At 58.5% G+C, this 23211-nt stretch carries 24 protein-coding genes; 18 read left to right on the forward strand and 6 right to left on the reverse strand.

From position 1 onward, the window contains the following. Position 1 precedes the first annotated feature (1 nt). Positions 2-1147 carry an efflux RND transporter periplasmic adaptor subunit gene (locus BFP89_RS14705; protein WP_065886174.1) on the reverse strand — a complete coding sequence of 382 codons (1146 nt, stop codon included), beginning with the start codon at positions 1145-1147 and terminating at the stop codon, positions 2-4. A gap of 286 nt (positions 1148-1433) precedes the next feature. Between BFP89_RS14705 and BFP89_RS14710 the strand changes: the two genes are divergently transcribed. From BFP89_RS14710 to BFP89_RS14755, 10 genes are all read left to right on the forward strand, one after another. After that, a complete protein-coding gene (locus BFP89_RS14710; RefSeq protein ID WP_065886175.1) occupies positions 1434-2066 on the forward strand; it encodes a TetR family transcriptional regulator in 633 nt (210 codons plus the stop codon). Between the two features lie 430 nt (positions 2067-2496). Continuing rightward, the gene (locus BFP89_RS14715) at positions 2497-3852 is read left to right on the forward strand and encodes a phenylacetate--CoA ligase family protein (protein WP_065886176.1); all 1356 of its coding nucleotides are present in this window, start codon (positions 2497-2499) and stop codon (positions 3850-3852) included. Between the two features lie 14 nt (positions 3853-3866). Further along, positions 3867-4421 (forward strand): acetyltransferase, encoded by a 555-nt coding sequence (locus BFP89_RS14720; RefSeq protein WP_065886177.1) that lies wholly within the window; start codon positions 3867-3869, stop codon positions 4419-4421. Beyond that, positions 4414-5100 carry an iron-containing redox enzyme family protein gene (locus tag BFP89_RS14725; RefSeq protein ID WP_065886178.1) on the forward strand — a complete coding sequence of 229 codons (687 nt, stop codon included), beginning with the start codon at positions 4414-4416 and terminating at the stop codon, positions 5098-5100. Before BFP89_RS14720 ends, BFP89_RS14725 begins: the two co-directional genes overlap by 8 nt. A 4-nt stretch (positions 5101-5104) precedes the next feature. Then, positions 5105-5716, forward strand: a complete 612-nt coding sequence (locus tag BFP89_RS14730) for a flavodoxin family protein (protein WP_065886179.1) — start codon at positions 5105-5107, stop codon at positions 5714-5716. 7 nt (positions 5717-5723) lie between these two features. After that, the gene (locus tag BFP89_RS14735) at positions 5724-6590 is read left to right on the forward strand and encodes a DMT family transporter (protein WP_256097354.1); all 867 of its coding nucleotides are present in this window, start codon (positions 5724-5726) and stop codon (positions 6588-6590) included. 46 nt (positions 6591-6636) lie between these two features. Then, positions 6637-7536, forward strand: coding sequence for an alpha/beta fold hydrolase (locus BFP89_RS14740; protein WP_065886180.1), 900 nt, complete (start codon positions 6637-6639; stop codon positions 7534-7536). Positions 7537-8058: 522 nt separating this feature from the next. After that, positions 8059-9534 (forward strand): anthranilate synthase component I family protein, encoded by a 1476-nt coding sequence (locus tag BFP89_RS14745; RefSeq protein WP_065886181.1) that lies wholly within the window; start codon positions 8059-8061, stop codon positions 9532-9534. Further along, a complete protein-coding gene (locus BFP89_RS14750) occupies positions 9531-10124 on the forward strand; it encodes an anthranilate synthase component II (protein WP_065886182.1) in 594 nt (197 codons plus the stop codon). Before BFP89_RS14745 ends, BFP89_RS14750 begins: the two co-directional genes overlap by 4 nt. A gap of 85 nt (positions 10125-10209) precedes the next feature. After that, positions 10210-10974, forward strand: a complete 765-nt coding sequence (locus BFP89_RS14755; protein ID WP_065886183.1) for a LuxR family transcriptional regulator — start codon at positions 10210-10212, stop codon at positions 10972-10974. A gap of 107 nt (positions 10975-11081) precedes the next feature. On the opposite strand, the gene BFP89_RS14760 is transcribed toward BFP89_RS14755, so the two are convergent. Both BFP89_RS14760 and BFP89_RS14765 read right to left on the reverse strand, forming a co-directional pair. Continuing rightward, the gene (locus BFP89_RS14760) at positions 11082-12137 is read right to left on the reverse strand and encodes an alkene reductase (RefSeq protein ID WP_065886184.1); all 1056 of its coding nucleotides are present in this window, start codon (positions 12135-12137) and stop codon (positions 11082-11084) included. A gap of 132 nt (positions 12138-12269) precedes the next feature. After that, complete coding sequence (locus BFP89_RS14765; protein ID WP_065886185.1) at positions 12270-12590, reverse strand: ArsR/SmtB family transcription factor; 321 nt, start codon at positions 12588-12590, stop codon at positions 12270-12272. Between the two features lie 154 nt (positions 12591-12744). Here BFP89_RS14765 and BFP89_RS14770 point away from each other — a divergent pair, with 154 nt between their 5' ends. Beyond that, on the forward strand, positions 12745-13329 hold the full coding sequence (locus tag BFP89_RS14770; RefSeq protein WP_065886186.1) for an acyl carrier protein phosphodiesterase: 585 nt from the start codon (positions 12745-12747) through the stop codon (positions 13327-13329). 112 nt (positions 13330-13441) lie between these two features. Here BFP89_RS14770 and BFP89_RS14775 read toward each other — a convergent pair whose 3' ends face one another. After that, positions 13442-14233 (reverse strand): lysophospholipid acyltransferase family protein, encoded by a 792-nt coding sequence (locus BFP89_RS14775; RefSeq protein ID WP_065886187.1) that lies wholly within the window; start codon positions 14231-14233, stop codon positions 13442-13444. After that, positions 14233-14988: an L-ornithine N(alpha)-acyltransferase gene (olsB, locus tag BFP89_RS14780; RefSeq protein ID WP_065886188.1), complete on the reverse strand. Its 756-nt coding sequence runs from the start codon at positions 14986-14988 to the stop codon at positions 14233-14235. Before olsB ends, BFP89_RS14775 begins: the two co-directional genes overlap by 1 nt. A 185-nt stretch (positions 14989-15173) precedes the next feature. Here olsB and BFP89_RS14785 point away from each other — a divergent pair, with 185 nt between their 5' ends. From BFP89_RS14785 to BFP89_RS14800, 4 genes are all read left to right on the forward strand, one after another. Then, positions 15174-16250, forward strand: a complete 1077-nt coding sequence (locus BFP89_RS14785) for a serine hydrolase domain-containing protein (RefSeq protein WP_065886189.1) — start codon at positions 15174-15176, stop codon at positions 16248-16250. Then, entirely contained in the window at positions 16247-16561 is a 315-nt protein-coding gene (locus tag BFP89_RS14790) for an amidase (protein WP_065886190.1), read from the forward strand. Before BFP89_RS14785 ends, BFP89_RS14790 begins: the two co-directional genes overlap by 4 nt. A 171-nt stretch (positions 16562-16732) precedes the next feature. After that, positions 16733-17314, forward strand: coding sequence for a YceI family protein (locus BFP89_RS14795; protein WP_065886191.1), 582 nt, complete (start codon positions 16733-16735; stop codon positions 17312-17314). A gap of 1 nt (position 17315) precedes the next feature. After that, complete coding sequence (locus tag BFP89_RS14800; protein ID WP_065886192.1) at positions 17316-18473, forward strand: phospholipase D-like domain-containing protein; 1158 nt, start codon at positions 17316-17318, stop codon at positions 18471-18473. 131 nt (positions 18474-18604) lie between these two features. Here BFP89_RS14800 and bglX read toward each other — a convergent pair whose 3' ends face one another. Next, complete coding sequence (gene bglX / locus BFP89_RS14805; protein ID WP_065886193.1) at positions 18605-20896, reverse strand: beta-glucosidase BglX; 2292 nt, start codon at positions 20894-20896, stop codon at positions 18605-18607. Between the two features lie 238 nt (positions 20897-21134). On the opposite strand from bglX, the gene BFP89_RS14810 reads away from it, so the two are divergent. The 3 genes from BFP89_RS14810 to BFP89_RS14820 are packed head-to-tail and all read left to right on the forward strand — an operon-like array spanning position 21135 to position 23139. Beyond that, positions 21135-21746: a LemA family protein gene (locus BFP89_RS14810; RefSeq protein ID WP_065886194.1), complete on the forward strand. Its 612-nt coding sequence runs from the start codon at positions 21135-21137 to the stop codon at positions 21744-21746. A gap of 18 nt (positions 21747-21764) precedes the next feature. Next, positions 21765-22490 carry a TPM domain-containing protein gene (locus tag BFP89_RS14815; RefSeq protein ID WP_065886195.1) on the forward strand — a complete coding sequence of 242 codons (726 nt, stop codon included), beginning with the start codon at positions 21765-21767 and terminating at the stop codon, positions 22488-22490. Positions 22491-22521: 31 nt separating this feature from the next. Then, on the forward strand, positions 22522-23139 hold the full coding sequence (locus BFP89_RS14820; protein WP_065886196.1) for a TPM domain-containing protein: 618 nt from the start codon (positions 22522-22524) through the stop codon (positions 23137-23139). Positions 23140-23211 lie beyond the last annotated feature (72 nt).

A 23211-nucleotide genomic window follows, 5' to 3' on the forward strand; every position in this document is an offset into this window, starting at 1 on the left:
ATTACTCCCCTTTGCCGGCAGCGGCAGCAGGAGCGGCAGAACCGGCGGGCTTGGCGTTGCCGGCTTCGGTGACTTTCACCTCGGCGCCCGGCTTGACGTACTGCAAGCCTTCGGTGATGACGCGATCGCCCGCGTTGAGGCCTTTCTCCACCAGCCAATAGGCGCCGGCGGTGCGGTTGGCCACCAGTTCACGCTGCTCGACCTTGTTGTCGGCATTGACGATCAGGGCCGTCGGAGTGCCCTTGAGGTCACGGGTCACGCCCTGTTGCGGCGCCAGAATGGCCTTGCTGTTCACACCGGCTTGCAGTTGGGCGTGCACGAACATACCCGGCAGCAGCACATGGTTGGGGTTGGGGAACACGGCGCGCAGGGTCACGGAACCGGTGGTCTGGTCGACCGACACTTCAGAAAACTCCAGTTTGCCTTGCTGGCCGTAGTCGCTGCCGTCTTCCAGGGTCAGCTTGACCATGGCGGCGTTGTCGCCGGATTTTTGCAGTTGGCCGCTTTCCAGGTCACGACGCAGTTTCAGCATTTCGGCCGAGGACTGGGTGACGTCAACGTAGATCGGGTCCAACTGCTGGATCACCGCCATGGCATCGGCCTGGCCGTTGCTGACCAGTGCGCCTTCGGTCACTGCAGAACGGCCGATACGCCCGGAAATCGGCGCGAACACTTTGGTGTAGCGCACATTGATCTGCGCACTCTGCAGGTCGGCCTCGGCGGTCATGCGGTCGGCGACTGCGGTGTCGTACTCCTGACGGCTGACGGCTTGCTCATCGACCAGTTGCTTGTAGCGATCGGTGATCGATTTGGTCTGCGTCAGCTTGGCCTGGGCGCTCTTGAGCGTGGCTTCATACACCGATGGATCGATCTGGTAGAGCTGCTGCCCTTCCTTCACGTCGGCGCCTTCCTTGAACAGGCGCTTGAGAATGATGCCGTTCACCTGCGGGCGCACTTCGGCAATGCGGAAGGCCGTGGTGCGGCCCGGCAGCTCGGTGGTCAGGGTAAAGGCTTGCGGTTGAATGGTGACCACGCCGACCTGAGGGGTTTGAGCGGGCGGAGCCGCTTCTTCCTTTTTACATCCGCTGAGCAGCGATGCCAGGGCGACGGCAGTGACCAGAGCGGTAACAGCTGGCTTAAGTTGCATGAAGATCCTCGGGTCAGGCGCGCAGAGTGCGCACAAGAAGTGTGGAAGGGTAAAAAACAAGCCGTGAGTAGATAAGTAGCTTGCTACGCAATATACTTACGTTCATGGTTGTTTGTAAACTCTTGACAGGCAGGGCGGAATGTTGACAAAGCAGCGCCCAAAGCCTCGATTTTAGTACGTTCGGCGCCCATGACGGTGTCGTCCCACAATTATTCAGATGATCGTTCACGTCTATTAACGTTGCGTTAACGATAGTCCCCAGTGTTCTGATTGAGGTTTTACTGCCATGGTTCGTCGCACCAAAGAGGAAGCTCAGGAAACGCGCAGCCAGATCCTCCAAGCCGCCGAGCAAGCCTTCTATGAACGTGGCGTTGCACGGACCACGCTGGCGGACATCGCCGCCCTGGCCGGCGTGACGCGCGGTGCCATCTACTGGCATTTCAGTAACAAGTCCGATTTGCTGCAGGCCCTGCTCGACACGCTGCACGAACCCCTGGACGAATTGGCCCGGGCGAGTGAAAGCGAGGATGAAGTCGATCCGTTGGGGTGCATGCGCAAACTGCTGATTCATCTCTATCATCAAGTGGCCCTGGACCCGAAAACCCGGCGCATCAACGAGATCCTGTTTCATAAGTGCGAGTTCACCGATGAAATGTGTGACATGCGCCGCCAGCGCCAGGCCCATAGCCTGGAGTGCAACCTGCGTATCGGCCTGACGTTGCGTAACGCGGTGCATCGCGGGCAATTACCGGAAAGCCTTGATACCAACCGTGCTGCGGTGTGCATTCATGCCTACATCCACGGCCTTATCGGCCAGTGGCTGCTGGTGCCTGAAAGCTTTCAACTGCATCAGGACGCCGAGCGCTGGGTGGACGCGGGGCTGGACATGCTGCGCCTGAGTCCGAGCCTGCGCAATTGAGACAAAATGCGTAATTGCGACCAGTTGTGTCAACAGTAAAGCCCAAGGACGGTCAATCGTCCTTCTGCCTGAATTGTGGGGTGACTTTATATACGGGCTGGCGGGCGGTTGATAGGTAGCCGCCTAAGTATTTTGTAGCGATATTGTTGCAAGGCTGTGAAGGAATGTTACCTGCGCCCCATAAAAGCCCTGGCTCCCGAAGGCCGGGGCTTTTTTATTTCAATTGGATCTCATGGCGGGATCGGCAGCACGAGGCAGCGCTGGGGAAGTGAAGGCGGCCAGGCGTGTAGGCGCGGCCTGTTAGCATAAAGTTTTTCCGATAACAACTGCTCGAGTAGACAGGTGTGTGGTTTTCCGTGGCTCGTTAGTGTCTGCATCCAGAGCGGACAGCCGCAGTGGCGAAAAACCTACGTCGATGAGGGAGCAGGTTATGGGGGCGGTAAAGGTGTTTGATGAGTTCACCGTAAAGTATGACGATATTCACCGAGCGTATTGGACCAATACGTTAAGTGAAGGCGATTTGAAGCAATGGCATGAAGCCCAGCTTAGAACAGTCTTGCGCCACGTCAAAAACAAGTCCGCTTTCTATGCGGGGCATTTGAAGGACATCGATGTCGACAGTGTCACGCTGGCGAATCTTTCCTCGCTGCCTTTTACCACCAAGGACGATTTGCGCGAGTCCATGCTGGACATTCTTTCAGGCACATTGGAAGACAGTATCTATTACTACGAAACCACGGGTACCACCGGCCCGGCTACGCCTTGCCCGAGGGATAGGAAGGAAAGTTATGCCAGCAACAAACAACTGGCCATGTCTTATCAAGCGGTGTTGGAAAAGCATTTCCCTACAGTGAAAACGGTTGTAGGGGTCATGGGACCGACCGAGGTGCACTCCTTCGGCGATACCTTGGGCGACGTCTGTCACCAACTTGGGGTCTGTAACGCCAAAATCTGGCCACATTCCCCGGTTATCGGTTACCCCAAGACGCTCCAGTTGATGAAAGATTTGCGTATTGGCGTCGTCGCGTCGGCACCCGGGTTGCTGCTGGCGCTGGCCAAGGAAGCCGAGCGGCTTGGCTTCAACCCTCGTCAGGACTTTCACTTGCGGGCGTTCATGATGAGTGGCGAATTGTGCACGCCAGCGCTGAAGAACAACTTGTACAGCCTCTGGGGCTGTGAAGCGTACAACAGCCTGTACGGCTCCCAGGAAGCAATGATCATTGCCGCGGCCAACGCCAGCGATCAACTGATGCCTCACCGACTCAACTACATCATTGAGGTGCTGAATCCGCAAACGGGTGAAAGCCTGGGTGACAGTGGCGAAGGAGAGCTGTGCGTCACGATGTTGATCGATGGAGTGAAGCCGCTGATTCGCTACCGTACAGGCGACCTGGTTTGCATTCAAAAAAACCCGAAGAACCCGATCGCCCATGCGCACGTCATGAAAGTGGTCGGGCGCGTCAAGGATGCGATGACGCTCAACGGCAAAGCTTTCACCGCCGGCCATATTGAGCAAGCGCTGCTTGAAGGTGTGGAGCAATGCCTGGGTTATCAGATCGTCATTAACTGCGTGAACGGCAGAGATACGGTGATCGCCAAGATGGAAATGTCCAAATTCTACGAAGGAGACCGCAGCCAATTGACACTACTGATTCGTGAACGTGTGCGCGAACGCCTGGGCGTCGAGGCAACGATCATGGTTGTCGATGACCTGGATGACCACGTGAACCTGGGCAGTTGGTTCAGTTGGAAAGAAGCGCGAATTGTCGATCAGCGCAATCGATAGGCGGGGGGCTGTGCATGAGCATGTCCGTGCAAATCGTTTCGGCGAAAAGTGAACTGTTCCAGAAAGTCTGCGCATTAAGATCTCGCTATATCGGTGATAACCCGGCCAACGAGGAAAGTTTTTCCGACGCTGAGGCATTACGCGATACCTGTTCGTACCACATGGCTTATTTCGATGGCGACGAGATAGTCGGTGCTATGCGGATAACGCCATTGGGGCATGGCATGAGCTTCGTCGAACGCGTGGTTGACGTGGGGCATTATTTTGCTCATCCCATGGATTCATTTGATGCCAATCGGTTGGTATTGGATGAGAAGTACCGAGGGGGGATGCACTTGAGGTCATTCCTTTTGCAAACCGCTATCTGGTTGAAGGCCAATACGCAGTTTCGGTACATATCGGCTTTATGCCGTGGGCGTTTGGTTGCCCTGTATGTCGATATCGGCGGCCATGTTCTCGCTGACGATATTACCTGGACGAACTACCAGTCATCACGGGATTACAGTTTGGTTTATCTGGAACTGGAAACCGTCTTTAACTCCATCAAAGGAAGAATAGCTCATGGATAATTTTTTCAAGGAGTTGGACGCGATTGTTGACAGCGGCTGGGCCAAAATCAAGAAAGGTCGCTATTGGAATCACAGCCTTGAGCAGACGATGACGGTCGAGCTTTATCAGCAGGTGATGCTGCAGGTTTATCACTACACCCGTTTCAACTCGATTAATCAGGCGGCATGTGCGTTCAGTGCGGACCCGAGCCAGACCACGTTGCTGCGCTTCGTCTACAAGCATGCGCTTGAAGAGTTGGGGCACGAAAAAATGGTGATACGCGACTTGGAGTCCATCGGCGCCTTGCCTGCGACGCTACCTGCTCCGCTACCGCCTACTCAGGCGCTGATCGCTTATCTGAATGACGTCGCTATTCGTCTCGGGCCGGTTGCCCGCTTAGGTTACAGCTATTGGGCAGAGGAGGTGTATGAGCATATCCAGCCGATCCTGAACAAGTTTCGCGCCGACCTGGGGCTCAAGGACGAGCAGATGACATTCTTTGTCGCCCATTCGACCATCGACGAAAAGCACTCCGAAGAAGTTCGCCTTGCAATGCAACGCTCGGTGACGACGGATGAAGAGCGGGCGCTGATCAAGGAAGTGGCCAGGGTAACCCTGTACCTCACCGGTCAGTTGCTGGAGGAATCGTTGCTTGAATACGAGCGTATCGCCGACGTACCGCTGGCCAAGGCGTCCTGAGCTGATGAAGCTGATCGTCATTGTCGGGTCAAACCGCTTGCACGGGGTCAGCAGCCAGGTGGTGTCGTTGATTCGACGCCACTTGGAGGGACGCGCATCGGTCCAGGACCTCTGGCTGCGCGATTATCGTATCGACTACTGCGACGCTGATAACGCGTGCTCACACAGCGATTGTTTGCTGCAGGACGATGTCAGCGCGATTGTCGATGAAATGGCCAAGGCCGACGCCATCCTGTATCTGCCCGTGATGCATGCCTATGGCACCAACAGTCGATTCCAGGCGTTCCTGGAGCGGGTGGGTTATGGCTTTTTGCGACCCAGGGAGCGCCCGTTGCGGGACAAGCTTGCCGCAGTGGCCGTGGTGGGGCGCCGGTACGGACATACGGCCGTGTTCAGTCAGGTGGTGATGAACGTTCTGTTGAACAAAATGGTGCTTGTTGGCTCCGGCTTTCCAGCCACATTCAACACGCAACTGGTTCAGGACACTGAGGCGGAACAGGCTCTGCGGGAGACGCTGGATCGCCTCCTTGAACACTTTCACAAATTGAATGAACACCCGCGCCAAGGCGTCGAGCGCCTGCGCCTGCTCAAGCAAGTCCAATTTCAAACGGGATGATGGATTAATGCCTATTCGAGATTCGTTGATAGCTGTACTGGTAGCTTTTTTATGGGGCGCCCAAGTGACGGCAGTTAAAATTGGGGGACAGGAACTCCCGCCAATTCTGATGGTTGCCATGCGCTTTGCCTTGATGGCGATTGTATTGGTGCCGTTTTGCGGCGTCCCTAAACGCCGCGAACTACTCCCCGTATTCTGGATCGCGTCAATGGTGGGGACGCTGCATTTCGGGCTTTTGTACTGTGGCATCTCGCGGGTGGACGCCTCCACCTCTGCTGTCGCATACCAACTGGCCACCCCCTTTACTTTGCTGTTGGCTTTCGCCGTCTTGAAAGAGCGAATTGGCCTGCAGGTGGTAGTCGGGATTGTCATCGCATTGATTGGGGTGCTGACGGTGTTGGGGGGTGTTGGCAATGGCGGTGCGTTATCGGGTGTGTTGCTGGTGATTGCCGCGGCGTTTGTTTTCGCGGTGGGAACAGTGCTTACCAAGCGCTGGGGGCCTTTCAATCCTGTAGCGATCAGCGCGTGGACGGCATTGATTGCCGCGCCGGAGTTACTGATGATTTCCGCCGCTGTTGAGGCGCCTGCATGGGGTTCGGTACTGACTGCCAGCCCGAGAGCCTGGGCTGCCGTGCTGTATACCGCTGTCAGTGGTGGGCTGATCGGGTTTGGCCTGTGGTATTGGCTGTTGGGGCGGCACCCGGTCCAGCGCCTGACGCCGTTCCTGTTATTGGTACCGGTTTTTGCAGTGGCGGTCAGTCAGGTACTTCTGCAGGAAGGTGTTTCGCTGAGCCTGGTCGTCGGTGGCATGGCGGTTTTNCAGGGGTTGCATTGTGCCAGGTCCGTCTACCGCCACGGCAGGTCCGTGCCGTAAACACTCCCGCCGATTGATTGACGAACCCTTTGAGAGGTGATGTTTAATGAACTGGCCAGGTCGGTGGGCATTGCTCGCCATGCGTGAGCAAAACCGGTTTCGCTACAGGCTTAAGGTTCGTCGGTGGAAGGGGCCAGATTATGAGATCGCCTACTTGCAATCGAGCGGGATCAAGGCCGGCCCTATCTTGGTGTTCCTTCATGGCCTGGGAGCCAGCAAGGATCAGTGGGGCCCCAAGCTTTACTCGTTGATTGAGACCTGCAACTGCGTTTTCCTCGACCTCCCTGGGGAGGGTGAGTCGTCGTTCGACGGCTTGCAAAGCTATGACCCTATGGCTCAGGTTGACCGATTGAGGGCGTTTTTTGACGCGCACGCCTTTCAGGAGCTCGTGTTGATAGGCAGTTCTATAGGTGGCTGTATTGCCTGTCTTTATGCGGCCACTTATCCGGTAGGCGTTTCCCGCGTGATCGCGATGGCCCCTGCGGGGTTACATGCGGCACGGCTCAGTCCGGCGATGAGTCAGTTTCTGGAGTCGGGTAAACACCCTTTTGGCTACCGCTGCGTTGGCGAAATGCAGGCCCTGTGGGAGATGGTGTTCACCCGCCCGCCCCAGGTTCCAGCTTTTCTGACGAGGGCGCTGGCCAATAAGGGGGCACAACGCTATGGGAAAATCGAAAAAATACTCGGGGACTTCAAGGACGCCGGGCTGTACCCGCTTCAACCGCGATTGGCGGACGTTCAAGCCAAGCTATTGGTGGTGTGGGGAAGCAATGATCAGATCTTTGATGTTTCGTGCCTGTACGAGGTCCGCCGACTTCTGCCACAGGCCAGCATTTGCATCATCGAGGATGCGGGGCACGTACCCTATCTGGAGTGTGCCGAGCAAACCATGCAGGCTATCCAGCAGTTTCTTGCAGGGACTCAAGCGGTGGCCGGCCCTGTATGAGAGCACCTGTAAACCGTAGGTAATTGAGGTTGACCCCTATTGAACCTATGAGTAGTATCCAACGGGTATTCAGGAATCACTCCTGCAATGCCCTCAAGACACAGGAAGTCTTAAATGTACTACCGACTATCAGTGCTGAAGAACTCCCTCGGATCTTCCTCCGAGTCCAACACTGCCCATCTTTCGGTTTTCAAAAGCAATATCTGGCGTAGCTAATCCAGCAACCGCCGGTGTCTTGCTGCCTGTTTCAGTCAAACACCCCTAATTGGTAATTCATTAATAGCCGAGCGCTGTTATTCGATATTTCGTGGCTGTTCTCATGAAAATCGTAATACGCGAATGGTACGCTGAAGTTCTGTCTCTTTTTTGAGTATGTGCTTTCGCGGACCCGAGTGGGCGCGTGGCTGATGAATTCTTCACTTCAATACTTAGCTGGTTGAATCGCCAGACAGCTTGAGGCGTTGCTCTGCGCGCTTGATGCTCTGCTGTGTGAGACGGTTATTAATAAAAAGGAGATATGTCATGCGTGGGATAACCACACCCGTGAGCATCCAACTACATACCGAACGTTTGAAATGCGACCCGCTTGTTGTGTATGAAGCGGCGACAAAAGTACTCGGTGCCGATAAAACCTTTATTCTCGAATCATTGTCGGGCCCTAGCCGGGATCGTAAGGCGACAATTATCGGAATGGAACCTTTGTTGGCGGTAAAAATTTATGAGGGGTATGCAACACTTGAAGCTGATGAGCAACTGCTCAGTTATTTAAGAAGGGCATTGTCGGCACAGGAAATAGTTCTGGATGACAAAGGGCGTATAGGCATCCGTTCGAACGATGCGGTATGGGATTTGCTGCGTGCGTTACAAACGCCATTTGAGGTTCCGCGTCAGACCAACCCCAGCCTCGCTTTTTTTGGCTACCTCTCCTATGACTGCGTTCGGTTTGTCGAGAATATTCCCGACCTGACCGAGCGAACCAATGATTATCCGATCATTGCCTTGACCGTGTTTCAGACGCTGGTGTACTTCCACGCTAATGGGACAGTGGATGTCATGGTCAACAACAGTTCGCTCTGGAAGTCCCGTAGTACCGATGACTACGTGGCGCTGCTGGCGGACGCTGCGGATATCCCGGCTGTTGACTCGCCGATTATTTACCCATCGCTTACGGTGGTGCGCGATACGGTGCAAAAAGAGCAATTTCTTGGCTGGGTCGACAAAGCGCTGGACCACATTCGCCAAGGTGATATTTATCAGATCCAATTGGGTCATGAAGTGCAGGTGGATACGCGGGTCAAACCCTTTGATGTATATCGAGCGTTGCGCAAGAACAACCCGTCTCCCTATATGTATTTGGCCAACCTGGGTGGCGTTGACCTGATCGGCGCAAGCCCCGAGCTATTTGTTCGCATCAAGGACGATCTGATCGAGATGAGGCCCATCGCCGGAACCGTTGGCAAAACCCCTGGCATACCTTCCAGCGAGCTGATCCTGAGCATGACGCGCTCTGAAAAAGAGCGAGCTGAACACTTGATGCTGGTGGATTTATGCAGGAACGATATCGGTCGTGTCTGCCAGCCAGGTTCACTTGAAGTCGATGAATTGATGTTGGTCGAGGAGTACTCTCACCTGTATCACATGGTCTCCAACGTGCGTGGTTTGTTGCGAAAAGGCTTCGATGCCTTTGACGTGATCAAGGCTTCTTTCCCTGCGGGAACCATGACCGGTGCGCCAAAAATACGTGCGATGCAGATTATCGAAAGCATGGAAAACAACCGTCGTGGGATATATGCCGGAGCAGTCGGCCTGATTGGATTCGACGGCAGCATCAATACGGCTTTATGCATTCGCTCAGCGGTTCATAAAGACGGTACTTATTACTTGCGTGCGTCGGCAGGCGTGGTGGCCGACTCGGTTCCGGATAAAGAGTGGACTGAAACTTTCTACAAAATGGGCTCTGTCTATCGTGCGGTTACCGGAAAGGAGATTCTGCAATGAAAGTTTTCCTGATTGATGCCTATGACAGTTTTGTATTCATTATCAGCCAATATCTTGAACAACTTGGACTGGAGACCCAGGTGGAGCGCAATGATGTTCCAGATTTAATCGAACGTATCGAAGCGTATATGCCAGACTTTTGCGTCTTGGGCCCCGGACCTGGACATCCACAGGATGCGGGGTACATTGAGGTTATCCAGCATTTTAAAGGCCGTCTGCCGATATTGGGCGTCTGTTTGGGGCATCAAGCCATTGGCTTGGCGTTTGGCGGATCGGTCATTCGAGCCAACCATGTCATGCACGGCAAGATCAGTACCATCGATAATGATGGGCGAGGTGTCTACACTCATACCGAGGGGCGTTCAATCAAGGCGACTCGCTACCACTCACTGATTATTGATAATCAGGGGCTGCCCGGTGAACTGGCAGTGACGTCCACCTCGACGGATGATGGATACATCATGGGCGTGCGGCATGCTGACTACCCTATAGAGGGAGTCCAGTTCCATCCCGAAAGTATTTTGACGGAGGACGGTCTTGGAATATTCAAAAGCTTTATAGAACAACACTGTCGCCAAGCAGGGTTGTAAGTGGCGCATAGCGGGTCGCTTGTTCAGCGGCCCGTTTTTTAATTAAGTCGTTTCAAAAAGCTTCTATGTATGGCAGGGATTCATCGTGGATGACTTGTTTAGGTATAAAGAAGACCTATTCCTGAGGATTAATTTCAAAGAGGTATTGGACGACTTCTCCGTACTGGCGACCGACTTGCACCGGCGAGATTGGGAAAGCCATCTGCGCAAGGTGCTGCGTCGTATTGGCTATGAACGCTATTTGCTGAGCCTTGGCCCTTCAACCACCAGTGATCCCTTTAACAGGATCATGACGACTTATCCTTCTGATTGGCTCAGGCGATACAAGGATGAAAATTTCATTCAGGTAGACCCGATAATCAGGCATTGCCGCCATCACTTTGCGCCCCTTTTCTGGGGCCTGGCGCGCAGACAGGCGCGAGGCCGGTCCAATCAGTTCTGGACGGAGCGCGAGGGGTATGGACTTTTACAGGGTGTCAGCATTCCCCTGCGCTTCAACGAAATGGCCGGATCGCTCAACGTCGCTCAATGCGTGAACTCTGCCGACGATTTTCGCGATGACCTGAATGGTCCGCTGGGCAAGCTATTCATGCTGATTCCCTTTCTTCTGGAGGGCTCACAAAAACATTTGAAAGCCGTGGGTGAACAACCCTGCAGCCTGACGTTAAGGGAGTCTGAGGTGCTGAAATGGTCCGGCGTAGGAAAAACGACCTGGGAAATGAGCTGCATCCTGGGATGTTCAGAGAGAACCATTAATTTTCACATTGCGAATGCGAGTCGAAAGTTGGGCTCGTTCAGCCGGCGGCAAGCCGTGGGGGTGGCGTTGGCGCAGGGATTGATCTCGCTGTAGAAAATGATTCAAGAGGAGGCCGGTCATTTCAGATCATGCCAGGTGCTTACCGCCGCCCATAAAAAAGCCCCGGCTCTCGCAAGCCGGGGCTTCTTCGTTTCAGTAGATCAGAGTGCCAGCGTCGGATAATCGATATAACCCACCGGGCCTTTGCCATAGAAGGTTTCCGGGTGCGGCTCGTTCAGCGGCGCATCGGCCTTCAGGCGTGCCGGCAGGTCCGGGTTGGCAATGAACGGTATGCCGAAGGCTACCGCATCGGCCTTGCCGGCGGCCAGCCAGGCGTTGGCACTGTCTTTGGTGAAGCGTTCGTTGGCGATGTACATGCCGCCGAAGGCTTTTTTCAGTTGCGGGCCGAGGCTGTCGGCGCCTTCTTTTTCACGGGAACAGATGAAGGCGATGCCACGTTTGCCCAGTTCGCTGGCGACGTAGGTGAAGGTTTCCGCCAGGTTGTCATCGCCCATGTCGTGGGCGTCGGCACGCGGTGCCAGGTGCACGCCCACGCGGCCGGCGCCCCAGACTTCGATGGCAGCGTCGGTCACTTCCAGCAACAGGCGCGCACGGTTTTCCAGGGAGCCGCCGTACTGGTCGGTGCGCTGGTTGGTGCTGCTTTGGAGGAACTGGTCGAGCAGGTAGCCGTTGGCACCGTGGATTTCCACGCCGTCGAAACCGGCCGCCTTGGCGTTTTCGGCGCCGGTGCGGTAAGCGTCGACGATGTCGGCGATTTCAGCGGTTTCCAGGGCGCGCGGGGTGGGGTAGTCGGCCAGCGGGCGCACCAGGCTGACGTGGCCTTTGGCCTGGACCGCGCTCGGCGCCACCGGGGCCTCGCCATTGAGGTACGACTCATGGGAGATGCGGCCGACGTGCCACAGTTGCAGGAAGATCTTGCCGCCTGCGCCGTGCACGGCCTTGGTGATGTTGGCCCAGCCGCGCACCTGATCGTTGGACCAGATGCCCGGCGTGTCCGGGTAACCCACGCCCATGGGCGTCACGGAGGTGGCTTCGCTGAGGATCAGCCCGGCGGATGCGCGTTGCACGTAATACTCGGCCATCAGCGCATTGGGCACGCGGCCGGCGTCGGCACGGCAGCGGGTCAGCGGCGCCATGATGATGCGGTTCGACAGTTCCAGGTCGCCCAGTTTTATCGGATCAAAAATAGTCGTCATGGGAAAGTACCTTCTCTTCAAGTTGATCAGTTGGTCGCGGGGGCCAGGTCGGCATTGCCGTTCTGGCGGAAAGTAATCAGGGGCACCAGCAGCGCGAGAATCATCAGCAATGAGAGCGGCATTTGCGGCTCATTATTGCGGCGCAGGGGCGCTGAGTTCGGTAATGAGCGCTGCGAGGAAGGCTTGGATCGTTTCTTCGTTGCGTCTGAAAAAGTGCCACTGTCCGGCTTTCTGGCTGGTGATCAGACCCGCCCGTTGCAAGGTCGCCAGGTGGGCCGACACGGTCGACTGGGACAAGCCGCAGCGCTGGTCGATCTGCCCGGCGCAGATGCCGTATTCGTGGTTGTGCAGTTGTTCGGGAAACTGCACTTTCGGGTCTTTCAGCCAGGTAAGGATGTCTCGTCGTACTGGGTGGGCCAGGGCTTTTATTATTTCGTCGAGGTCGATGGACATGGCAGGGGCTCGGTGTCGTAAAACGTTATATCGCGATGAGGCGAACTTTAAATCGTCATATCCCGATATACAAATATGATTTTGATCTGATATCTGCACGAATCTGTATATCGGGTTATAACGATATGTTGGTCGCAGTGGTAGACTGCGCGCCATGAATTATCTCGCACATCTGCACCTGGGCGGCCAACTGCCTGCGCAATTGCTGGGCAGCCTGTATGGCGATTTCGTCAAGGGCCGCCTGCAGGGCCAGTTCAACCCGCAAATCGAAGCGGCGATCCAGTTGCATCGCTCCATTGACCGGTTCACCGACAGCCACCCGTTGGTAGGGGCGGCGTTGTCGCGCTTCAGCCTGACCCGCAGGCGCTATGCCGGGATCGTGCTCGACGTGTTTTTCGACCATTGCCTGGCGCGGGATTGGGCGCTGTATGCCGACCAGCCCCTGGAGCGCTTCACCGCGCAGGTGTACCGCGTGCTCGCCGCAGAACCTGCGTTGCCGGGGCGGCTGGCGCAGATTGCGCCGTATATGGCGGCGGATGACTGGTTGGGGTCTTATCGTGAGTTTGCGGTGGTGGAGCCGGTGTTGCGCGGGATTTCGCGGCGGCTGACGGACCCGGAGGCGCTGGGATTTGCGATGCAGGAGTTGCGCGAACTCTATGAGCCTTTGAGTGAAGATTTCCGGGTTTTCTACCCCGAATTACAGAGCTTTGCACGTATCCAGCTGACCACTGAGGTCTAAATGTGGGAGGGGGCTTGCCCCCGATGGCGGTGTGCCAGTCACTGTATGTAGTGACTGAATCACTGCTATCGGGGGCGAGCCCCCTCCCACATTTGTAGTGTGTTCACAGCATTCAGGCAGCGAACGCTGGTCGCACATGCGCCTGCTCACTCTCCGGCAACGGCCCGAACAAGGCCTTCTGCACCGCCTGCTGCGCCTGATACGCCAGCGCCGCGCGCTCCTGCCCGGCGCAGGCAATCGGCTTGAGCAGATGAATCTCCACATCGCCCTGGTCATTGGCGAACAGCCGCATCAGGTGCGACAGCAAGTCATCATCGCCGATGAACGGCGCCAGTGAGTCCACCTGACCGTCGCGCAGATACCGTATCGCCACCGGTTGCAGCGACACATCCGCATCGATCGCACTGGCCAGCAAGCGCCCGTGAAACGTGCGCAGGCTGCGTCCGTCGGTGGTGGTGCCTTCCGGAAACATCAGCAGCGGGTGACGTTGTTCCAGATGACGGGTCATCTGCTTGCGGATTAACTGGCTGTCACCTGAACCGCGACGAATGAACAGGCTGCCGGCCTTGGCCGCCAGCCAGCCGGCCACCGGCCAGGTGCGCACTTCGGCTTTGGACAGAAACGACAGTGGGGTGACCATGCCCAGCAGCGGAATATCCGTCCAGGACACATGATTGCTCACCCACAGCATCGGCGTTTGCGGCAGCTCGCCGTGCACCGTCACGCGAAAGGGCAGGGCATTGGTCAGCCGGGCCATGAAGAACCGCGACCATCGCTGGCGCCGCACCATTGAGTTGGCCACCCCCAGGCGCTCGAACAGGCCAAACACACTGGCCATGCTCAGGCCCAGCGCCACCACCAGCAGGACGCGGGCGATGCGCCCGTACACGCGCAGGCGGTCCATCACATCGCCGCCTTGAAGTGGCGCGCGTAGCGCGGGCACAGCTGATCGCGCTTGAGCAGGATGAACACGTCGGCCACCTGGAAATCTTCGTCCCAGCACGGTTCGCCGCAGATCTTCGCCCCCAGTCGCATATAGGCCTTGAGCAGCGGCGGCATTTCGGCGATGACGTTGGAGGGCAGGTCCAGGGCCGGCAGGGGTTTCTTCGGTTCGGCGCGCAGGTGCTCGTTGCACAGGTAGCGCTCGCGCAGACGCTGCATGATCGCGTGGGCCTGGATGCCGCCATCGTGCATCGGGATACTCGCGCAGCCCATCAGGTAGCTGTAGCCACCCTGGTTGAGCACCTCGGCCAACTCCCCCCACAACACCGCGATGGTGCCGCCGTTGCGGTAGGCCGGGTCGACGCAGGTGCGGCCGATTTCCAGGATCGGGCCCTGCAAGTGCAGCAAGCCATGCAGGCTGAACTCTTCCTCGCTGTAGAACCGGCCCAGGGTGCTGGCGGCCTGGTGGTCGAGCAAACGCGTGGTAGCGACGAGCCGACCGCTGTTCAAATCCCGCACGCCGATGTGGCTGCAGTGAACATCATAGTCATCCATGTCCAGACCCAGTTCCGCGCCTTTCAGCTTGGCGTTGAACTCGCCGCTGAACACGTTGAACCGCAGGGCCTGGGCTTCCTGCAAGGCCTGTGCGCCTACCAGGCGTTCGGCTTGCAGGCGGCGTTCATTGCCTTTGTCGCTGATGCGGGCGATCTGAGTCATAGCGAGTCTCCGAGTGCCGGCCAGGTTGCGGCCAGTCGACTTTGTTGTCCAAAGTCAGGCTATGTAGCCTCGGTGTCATCTCCATGAAGTTACGGTGACGGTTGGGTGACAAGCCTCATGTCGCAAATCTGTCATGGGCCTGCGCTAGGCTCGCGGGCTTGAATGCCCCCCTTGAGTTTGTGCCCATGGTCCGAGGCCTGTTGTGTGTTGTTGTTGTGCTGTTCGTCACCGTTACTGCCCGCGCCGAAGTCTGGCCCGAAAAGGAGTGGGCCCTGGGCACACCCCTGGCAGGTCCCGCCTTCGATGCGCTGAACGCCTACGCTTTCCCGCCCCGTGACGACACCACCCGCCAAGGCATTCGCACCGACGCGCTGCTGGTTATTCGTGACGGCGTGATCATCTATGAACGCTACGCCGCACCCACCACCGTCAGCACCCCGCACCTGACCTGGTCGGTGAGCAAAAGTCTGATGGCCACGGTGCTCGGCGTGGCCTACGGTGAAGGGCGCTTCAAGCTCACCGACCCCGTCGCGCGCTTCTATTCGCCGATGAAACAGCACCCCAAGGTCAGCATGGCCGACTTGCTGCATTGGGCTTCGGGGTTGGATTGGCAGGAGGACTATGAATACGCCCCGTTGAAGTCTTCTGTCGTGGCGATGCTTTACACCCGCGGGCATGGCGATATGGCGCAATTTGCCGCCGATACCGAGGCCGCCGCCGAACCCGGCCAGGCGTTTCGCTATTCCAGCGGCGACAGCAACATTCTGTCCGCTGCGCTTAAAGGGATGCTCGGCCACAAGGCGTACATGAGCTATCCGTGGGATGCGCTGTTCAAGCCATTGGGCATTCGCAACGCGACGTGGGAAACCGATGCCGACGAAACCTTCGTCGCCTCGTCCTATGCCTACCTCACCGCTCGCGACCTGGCGCGGGTCGGCTTGCTGATGGCCCGGGACGGACGCTGGGGCGAGCAACAGTTGCTGCCCAAAGCGTGGGTGGCCTTCAATCGGCAGCCATTCGACAAATACAAAGCGGGCCAGGATGACGCTGTGCCCGGCGGCCAATGGTGGCTCAACAAGGGCGCGCCCCAGCCCTGGCCCGACGCGCCGGCCGACACCTTCGCTGCACTGGGGCATTGGGGCCAGGCACTGTTTGTGCTGCCCGACGAACACCTGGTGATCGTGCGCTACGGCGATGACCGCGACGGCAGCTACCGGCATAACGAACTGCTCAAGCGCGTGCTGGCGGCGGTGCGGTCATGATCCGCCGTCATCCGGTTGTCAGTGTTTTGCTGGTGCTCCTGCTCGCAGTGTTGGGCTGGATCTGGCACGAGCGCGTCAACCTGCAAGCCTTCCCCGACATCATCGCGGCGTACACGGCCAAGGAGTATTGCTCGTGCCGGTATGTGCAGAACAACCCGGCGCAGTATTGCCTGGGGTATGTGAAGCAGTACGTGCCGACCAGTGCGTTTGTCGACACGCCGGAGCGTAGTGAAGTGACGGCGAGTGGGTTGGGGCGTACGCATACGGCGCGGTGGTTAGGTGATCGCCAAGGCTGCCGCCTCAACCCCTGACACACCAAAGATTCTCTGTGGGAGGGGGCTTGCCCCCGATGGCAGAGTGTCAGTCACTGGATGTGTTGCTGATCCACCGTCATCGGGGGCAAGCTCCCTCCCACATTGGATTTGCGCCGTTCGTGATATTGCGCTTAAGGTTCGCCCAGGTTTTTTGCCCCATGAGTCTTTATGTTCAATGTCAAACCGCTGGCCTTCGCGTTGCTGACCTGTGCCACCGTGCCTGCTCACGCCGACTGGTACCTGGATAACGAATCCTCACGCCTGTCCTTTGTTACCACCAAAAACACCGAGATTGCCGAAGTGCACCGCTTCCTGGTGCTGCACGGCAAGGTCGACGGCCAGGGCGCGGCCCAGGTGCAGGTGGAGCTGGAGTCGATCAACAGTGGTATCCCGCTGCGTGACGAGCGCATGCGTAAGGAGCTGTTTCAGATCAAGCAGTTTCCCGAAGCGTTGATCAGCACGCAGATCAACCTGCAACCGATCAATGACTTGGCGTCCGGCGCGCAATTGGAATTGCGCCTGCCGCTGAGCATTACCTTGCATGGCAAGACCCATACCTACAACGCCGAGCTGTTGGCCACGCGCCTGGATGACCGGCGCTTTCAGGTCGTGACCCTGGAGCCGGTGGTGGTGCGCGCCGAAGATTTCGAGCTGCAACCCGGTGTGGCCGCGTTGCGCAAGGCGGCGGGGTTGAAGTCGATCAGTTTGTCGGTGCCGGTGGGTGCGGTGCTGATCTTCACGGCGCGCTGACGTGGGCGGCGCGGTGTTCCCGTGGCGCAGCGCCAACCGTTTCGAGCTGTTGATCGACGGACCGAATTTTTTCCCGCAGATGCTGGTGGGCATCGCCCGCGCCGAGCGGCAGGTGGATCTGGAACTGTACCTTGTAGAAGCCGGGGCCTGTGCCGAAGCGATGGTGCAGGCGCTGGTGCTCGCGGCCGAGCGTGGGGTGCAGGTGCGCTGCCTGTTCGATGATTACGGCAGCCTGGCGTTTACCCTCGGGCTGCGCAAGCGCTTGACCGACGCGGGGGTGCAGCTGCGTTTCTACAATCGCCTGAGCTGGCGACGCTGGATGCGCAACCTGTACCGCGACCACCGCAAGCTGTTGCTGATCGACCAGGACGTCGCGGTGATCGGCGGGACCGGCGTTACCGATGAATTCTGGACGCCGGGGCAAGACACGGCCGACTGGCATGAAGTAATGGTGCAGATCAGCGGCCCGCTGGTGCTGGACTGGCAGGCCCTGTTCGACCGCCAGTGGCACGCCAACGCGGCACGTCGGGAGTGGAAACCGGCCACCCATTTCGGTTTGCCGCGCTTGCCCAAGGTGCCTGCCACCGGGCCGGGGCTTGGCCGCGTGGCGTATGCCGACGCCCGTCAGCACCGCGATATCCTGCAGTCCTTGATTCGCGCCTTGAACAGCAGCAAAGGGCGTATCTGGCTGGCGACGCCCTACTTTCTGCCCACCTGGAGCGTGCGCCGCGCCTTGCGCCGTGCGGCCGGGCGCGGTGTGGATGTGCGTTTGCTGCTCACCGGCCCGCGTACCGATCACCCGTCGGTGCGCTACGCCGGGCACCGCTATTACCCGCGTCTGCTGCGTTCAGGCGTGCAGATATTTGAATACCAGCCGTGCTTTTTGCACCTGAAGATGGTGCTGGTGGATGACTGGGTCAGTATTGGCTCGTGCAATTTCGACCACTGGAATCTGCGCTTCAATCTGGAAGCCAACCTGGAAGCGTTGGACCCTGAATTGACGCAGGCGGTGGCGGGCAGTTTCGAGCGTGATTTTGCGCAAAGCCAGGCGGTGAGCCTGGAGGCGTGGAAGGCGCGGCCATTGTGGCGGCGGGTGAAGCAGCGGGTGTGGGGCTGGATTGATCGGTTGGTGGTCAATCTGCTGGATCGGCGCGGCTAGTCGAATCACCTCAATCAAATGTAGGAGCGAGCTTGCTCGCGAAAAACGTCAATGATAACGCGGGCTTTCTGAATGAACGCGGCGTTTGTGAGTTTTTCGCGAGCAAGCTCGCTCCTACATACAGCTTTAGATCAAAGTAGCTCGAAGCTCTGCTGCTGCACATCCTGGGAATCCAGCCCGATCTGTACATTGAACTCCCCCGGCTCTGCGGCGAACTTGAGCTGGGCGTTGTAGAACTTCAAGTCTTCCTCGGTAATGGTGAAGTGCAAGGTGCGTTCTTCACCCGCCTTGAGCATGACTTTCTGGAAGTTCTTCAGCTCTTTCACCGGGCGGATCATCGAGCCGGCCACGTCCTGGATATACAGCTGCACCACGGTTTCGCCATCGACCTTGCCGGTATTCTTCACCGTGACGCTGGCGTCGAGCTTGCCGGTCTTGTTCAGGGTAGTGGACGACAGCGCCATGTCCGACAGGCCGAATGTGCTGTAGCTCAGGCCATAGCCAAACGGGAACAGGGGACCTGTGGTGTCATCGAAGTACTGCGAGGTGTAGTTGCCCGGCTTGCCCGGCGTGAACGGCCGGCCGATGCTCAGGTGGTTGTAGTAGGTGGGAATCTGCCCCACGGAGCGTGGGAAGGTGATCGGCAGCTTGCCCGACGGGTTGTAGTCACCGAACAGCACGTCGGCGATGGCGTTGCCGCCTTCGGTCCCGGAGAACCAGGTTTCCAGGATCGCGTCAGCCTGTTGGTTCTCTTCGAGAATCGACAGCGGCCGGCCGTTCATCAGCACCAGCACCAACGGCTTGCCGGTGGCCTTGAGGGCCTTGATCAGGTCGCGCTGGCTTTGCGGGATGTTCAGGTCGGTGCGGCTCGACGACTCGTGGGACATGCCACGGGACTCGCCCACGGCCGCGACAATCACGTCAGCATTCTTTGCAGCCTTTACCGCTTCATCAATCAACACTTGGGCAGGGCGCGGGTCATCCACCACTTCCGGGGCATCAAAGTTGAGGAAGTTGAGGTAGTCGAGCACCGCCTTGTCGCCGGTGATGTTAGCGCCGCGAGCATAGATCACTTTGCCCTTTTCGCCGATCACGGCGTTCATGCCGTCAAGCAGGGTCACCGACTGTTCCGGCTTACCGGCTGCGGCCCAACTGCCCATCATGTCGATCGGGGCCTTGGCCAGCGGGCCCACCAGCGCGATGGTCGCGGATTTTTTCAGGGGCAGGGTCTGGTTGTGGTTTTTCAGCAACACCAGGCTGCGGCGCGCAATGTCGCGGGCATCGGCACGGTGCAGGCGGCTGTCGGCATAGGTGTCGGCCGGGTCGTCCTCGGCCTTGCCGATGCGCAGGTACGGGTCCTTGAACAGGCCCATGTCGTACTTGGCGCCGAGCACTTCGCGCACGGCGTTGTCGATGTCGCTCTGTTCGATCTCGCCGGACTTGAGCAGCCCCGGCAGTTCCTTGCCGTACAACGTGTCGTTCATGCTCATGTCGATGCCGGCCTTGATCGCCAGCCTGGCGGCTTCACGCCCGTCCCTGGCCACGCCGTGCTTGATCAGTTCGAAGATCGCGCCGTGGTCGCTCACGGCCAGGCCCTTGAAGCCCCAGTCCTTGCGCAACAGGTCGTTCATCAGCCAGGTGTTGGCGGTGGCGGGTACGCCGTTGATCGAGTTGAGCGCCACCATCACGCCACCTGAGCCGGCCTTGATCGCCGCGTGGTAGGGCGGCAGGTAGTCCTGGTACATCTTGACCGGGCTCATGTCGACCACGTTGTAGTCGCGGCCGCCTTCCACCGCGCCGTACAGGGCGAAGTGCTTGACGCTGGCCATGATGCTGTCGGCATTTGCGGCGCTGGCGCCCTGGAAGGCCTTGACCATCACTTCGGCAATGCGCGAGACCAGGTAGGTGTCTTCGCCGAAGCCTTCGGAGGTGCGGCCCCAGCGCGGGTCACGGGAAATGTCGACCATCGGCGCGAAAGTGATGTCGAGGCTGTCGGCGGCGGCTTCCTGGGCGGCGATGCGCCCGGAGCGGCCGATGGCGTCCATGTCCCAGCTGGAGGCCAGGGCCAGGCTGATCGGGAAAATCGTACGATGGCCGTGGATCACGTCGTAGGCGAAGAACATCGGGATCTTCAAGCGGCTGCGCATGGCCGCGTCCTGCATCGGACGGTTTTCCGGGCGGGTGATGGAGTTGAAGGTGCCGCCGATGCGGCCGGCGGCGATTTCCTTGCGGATCAGCTCGCGGGGCATTTCCGGGCCGATGCTGATCAGGCGCAGCTGGCCGATCTTTTCATCGAGGGTCATCTGCCTGAGCAGGTCGCTGACGAAGGCGTCCTTGTCTTTAAGCGCAGCAGGCTTTGTTTCTGCCCATACGGGGTGGCTGGCCAGAGTGGCGACAAGGCCGAGCAAACACAGCTTCTTCATGAATATCCTTTTTCGGCTCACTGCACAGCGGTCAGGCTGATCGGCCAAAATGACGGGAGCGTCTATTGTTGTTCGGGTGTTGTTCAGATAAATGCAGCACACTCTGAACTCTTTTTCGCGCTGGGCATCTTTGTAGCTGATTGGCTCGAAGCATTCCAGTGGTGGCGGATTATGCCCCAAGCGTGTGGTTTATAGGGTTAGTCATCACATTCCATCCAGATTGGGCAGGAGAAACACCATGCAAGCAGCACAAGGTTACCGCTGGGGCTTGAAAGCCGCGGCGCTGTTATTGATCAGCAGCGTGCTGAGCGGTTGCGGCATCAACAACATCCCGACCCTGGACGAACAGGCCAAGGCTGCCTGGGGCCAGGTGCAGAACCAGTACCAACGCCGTGCCGACCTGATTCCCAACCTGGTGGAAGTGGTCAAGGGCTACGCCGCCCACGAGCAGGACACCCTCACCGCCGTGATTGAAGCGCGGGCCAAGGCCACCTCGATCCAGGTGGATGCGAGCACCCTCGACAACCCGGAAAAACTCAAGCAGTTCCAGCAGGCCCAGGACGGCCTGAGCGGCGCACTCAGCCGTTTGATGGTGGTGTCCGAGCGCTATCCGGACCTGAAGGCCAACCAGAACTTCCTGGCCCTGCAATCGCAACTTGAGGGCACGGAAAACCGTATCGCCGTGGCCCGTCGCGACTTTATCCAGGCCGTGCAGACCTACAACACCGAGATCCGCACGTTCCCGGGCCGCCTGTGGCACAGCGTGATGTACAGCGACTTGCCGATCCGCGCCACGTTTGAAGCCACCAGTGCCGATGCCGATAAGGCACCGCAGGTGAAGTTCAAATAACGCTGCCTTGAGGTGTCGATGCGTTTATTACGGATAGGCCTGGCGCTGTGGCTGCTGGGCTGCGTGGGCCTGGCCCAGGCGGCCCTGACCTTCCCGGCATTGACCGGGCGGGTGGTGGACAACGCCCAGATGATCGACCCGGCGGTGCGCGAGCAACTGACCCAGCAATTGCAGGCGCTGGAGCAGACCTCCGGTGACCAGATCGTGGTGGTCACCGTGCCCGACCTGCAGGGCGTGCCGATTGAAGACTACGGTTATCAATTGGGCCGCGCGTGGGGCATCGGCCAGAAGGGCAAGGACAACGGCGCACTGTTGCTGGTTGCCCGCGACGAGCGAAAGTTGCGCATCGAAGTCGGCTACGGCCTGGAAGGTGTGCTGACGGATGCGCAGTCCTGGGTGATCATCAATCAGGTGATCGCGCCCAAGTTCAAGGCCGGCAATTTCAGCCAGGGCATCAGCGACGGTGTCGCGGCGATGATCCAGGTGGTGGGCGGTGAACCGCTGGCTGTACCGGCCCACGTGGCGGATACGAATTTCGCCAAGGACAATCCCGGCTTTTCCATCGGTTTGTTCGTCCTGCTGATCGGCGTGTTGTGGCTGTGCAATCGCATGGGCCTGCCGGTGGGCGCGATCCTGCTGGCGATCCTCAGCAGCAGCGGACGCGGCGGTGGCGGTGGCGGTGGCGGTGGTTTTCGCGGCGGCGGTGGTGGTTTCGGCGGTGGCGGGGCGTCGGGCGGCTGGTAATGACAATAACGAAAATAGAGCATCTACAACCATGGCATTACTGACTGAACACGAGCAGCGCCAAGTGGCCGAGGCGATCGCCCGGGTCGAGCAACAGACTGACGCCGAACTGGTCACCGTGCTGGCGGCGCGTGCCGATGACTACGCCTACATCCCGTTGCTGTGGGCCAGCCTGATCGCGTTGGTGGTGCCTGGCGTGGTGCATTACTTGTCGGGCTACCTGACCATGTACACCTTGTTGCTGGCGCAGTGGGCGACTTTCATTGTGCTGTGCCTGGTGTTTCGGTTGCCCAAGGTCACCACCCGTTTGATCCCCCGCTCGGTACGCCATTGGCGCGCCTCGAACCTGGCGCGCCGTCAGTTCCTTGAGCAGAACCTGCACCACACGCTGGGCAGCACCGGGGTGCTGATTTTTGTCAGCGAGGCGGAGCGCTATGTGGAAATCCTGGTGGATGACGGCATCTCCAAGCGGTTGGACGACAGCAACTGGGACGGCATCGTCAAGGCGTTTACCCAGCAGGTGAAGCAGGGGCAAACGCTGGCCGGGTTCATTGCGTGCATCGAGGCGTGTGGTGAATTGCTCAAGGTGCATGTGCCGGTGACGCAGACGCGCAATGAACTGCCCAATCGCCTGGTCGTACTCGAATAACCAGGGCAACACCGTTCTAAATGTGGGAGGGGGCTTGCCCCCGATTGCAGTCTGTCAGTTACAAATATACTG

The sequence above is a fragment of the Pseudomonas sp. 31 R 17 genome, assembly GCF_900004915.1.
Taxonomy (GTDB): Bacteria; Pseudomonadota; Gammaproteobacteria; order Pseudomonadales; family Pseudomonadaceae; genus Aquipseudomonas; species Aquipseudomonas orientalis_A.

Bases quoted from the DNA above. Each gene is read 5' to 3' on its own strand.
- BFP89_RS14760 (WP_065886184.1), bottom strand. From the start codon at position 12,137: ATGACGACTATTTTTGATCCGATAAAACTGGGCGACCTGGAACTGTCG.
- BFP89_RS14740 (WP_065886180.1), top strand. From the start codon at position 6,637: ATGAACTGGCCAGGTCGGTGGGCATTGCTCGCCATGCGTGAGCAAAAC.
- BFP89_RS14785 (WP_065886189.1), top strand. From the start codon at position 15,174: ATGGTCCGAGGCCTGTTGTGTGTTGTTGTTGTGCTGTTCGTCACCGTT.
- BFP89_RS14770 (WP_065886186.1), top strand. From the start codon at position 12,745: ATGAATTATCTCGCACATCTGCACCTGGGCGGCCAACTGCCTGCGCAA.
- BFP89_RS14720 (WP_065886177.1), top strand. From the start codon at position 3,867: ATGAGCATGTCCGTGCAAATCGTTTCGGCGAAAAGTGAACTGTTCCAG.
- olsB (WP_065886188.1), bottom strand. From the start codon at position 14,988: ATGACTCAGATCGCCCGCATCAGCGACAAAGGCAATGAACGCCGCCTG.
- bglX (WP_065886193.1), bottom strand. From the start codon at position 20,896: ATGAAGAAGCTGTGTTTGCTCGGCCTTGTCGCCACTCTGGCCAGCCAC.
- BFP89_RS14710 (WP_065886175.1), top strand. From the start codon at position 1,434: ATGGTTCGTCGCACCAAAGAGGAAGCTCAGGAAACGCGCAGCCAGATC.
- BFP89_RS14815 (WP_065886195.1), top strand. From the start codon at position 21,765: ATGCGTTTATTACGGATAGGCCTGGCGCTGTGGCTGCTGGGCTGCGTG.
- BFP89_RS14715 (WP_065886176.1), top strand. From the start codon at position 2,497: ATGGGGGCGGTAAAGGTGTTTGATGAGTTCACCGTAAAGTATGACGAT.
- BFP89_RS14795 (WP_065886191.1), top strand. From the start codon at position 16,733: ATGTTCAATGTCAAACCGCTGGCCTTCGCGTTGCTGACCTGTGCCACC.
- BFP89_RS14775 (WP_065886187.1), bottom strand. From the start codon at position 14,233: ATGGACCGCCTGCGCGTGTACGGGCGCATCGCCCGCGTCCTGCTGGTG.
- BFP89_RS14745 (WP_065886181.1), top strand. From the start codon at position 8,059: ATGCGTGGGATAACCACACCCGTGAGCATCCAACTACATACCGAACGT.
- BFP89_RS14730 (WP_065886179.1), top strand. From the start codon at position 5,105: ATGAAGCTGATCGTCATTGTCGGGTCAAACCGCTTGCACGGGGTCAGC.
- BFP89_RS14725 (WP_065886178.1), top strand. From the start codon at position 4,414: ATGGATAATTTTTTCAAGGAGTTGGACGCGATTGTTGACAGCGGCTGG.
- BFP89_RS14765 (WP_065886185.1), bottom strand. From the start codon at position 12,590: ATGTCCATCGACCTCGACGAAATAATAAAAGCCCTGGCCCACCCAGTA.
- BFP89_RS14820 (WP_065886196.1), top strand. From the start codon at position 22,522: ATGGCATTACTGACTGAACACGAGCAGCGCCAAGTGGCCGAGGCGATC.
- BFP89_RS14810 (WP_065886194.1), top strand. From the start codon at position 21,135: ATGCAAGCAGCACAAGGTTACCGCTGGGGCTTGAAAGCCGCGGCGCTG.
- BFP89_RS14750 (WP_065886182.1), top strand. From the start codon at position 9,531: ATGAAAGTTTTCCTGATTGATGCCTATGACAGTTTTGTATTCATTATC.
- BFP89_RS14790 (WP_065886190.1), top strand. From the start codon at position 16,247: ATGATCCGCCGTCATCCGGTTGTCAGTGTTTTGCTGGTGCTCCTGCTC.
- BFP89_RS14705 (WP_065886174.1), bottom strand. From the start codon at position 1,147: ATGCAACTTAAGCCAGCTGTTACCGCTCTGGTCACTGCCGTCGCCCTG.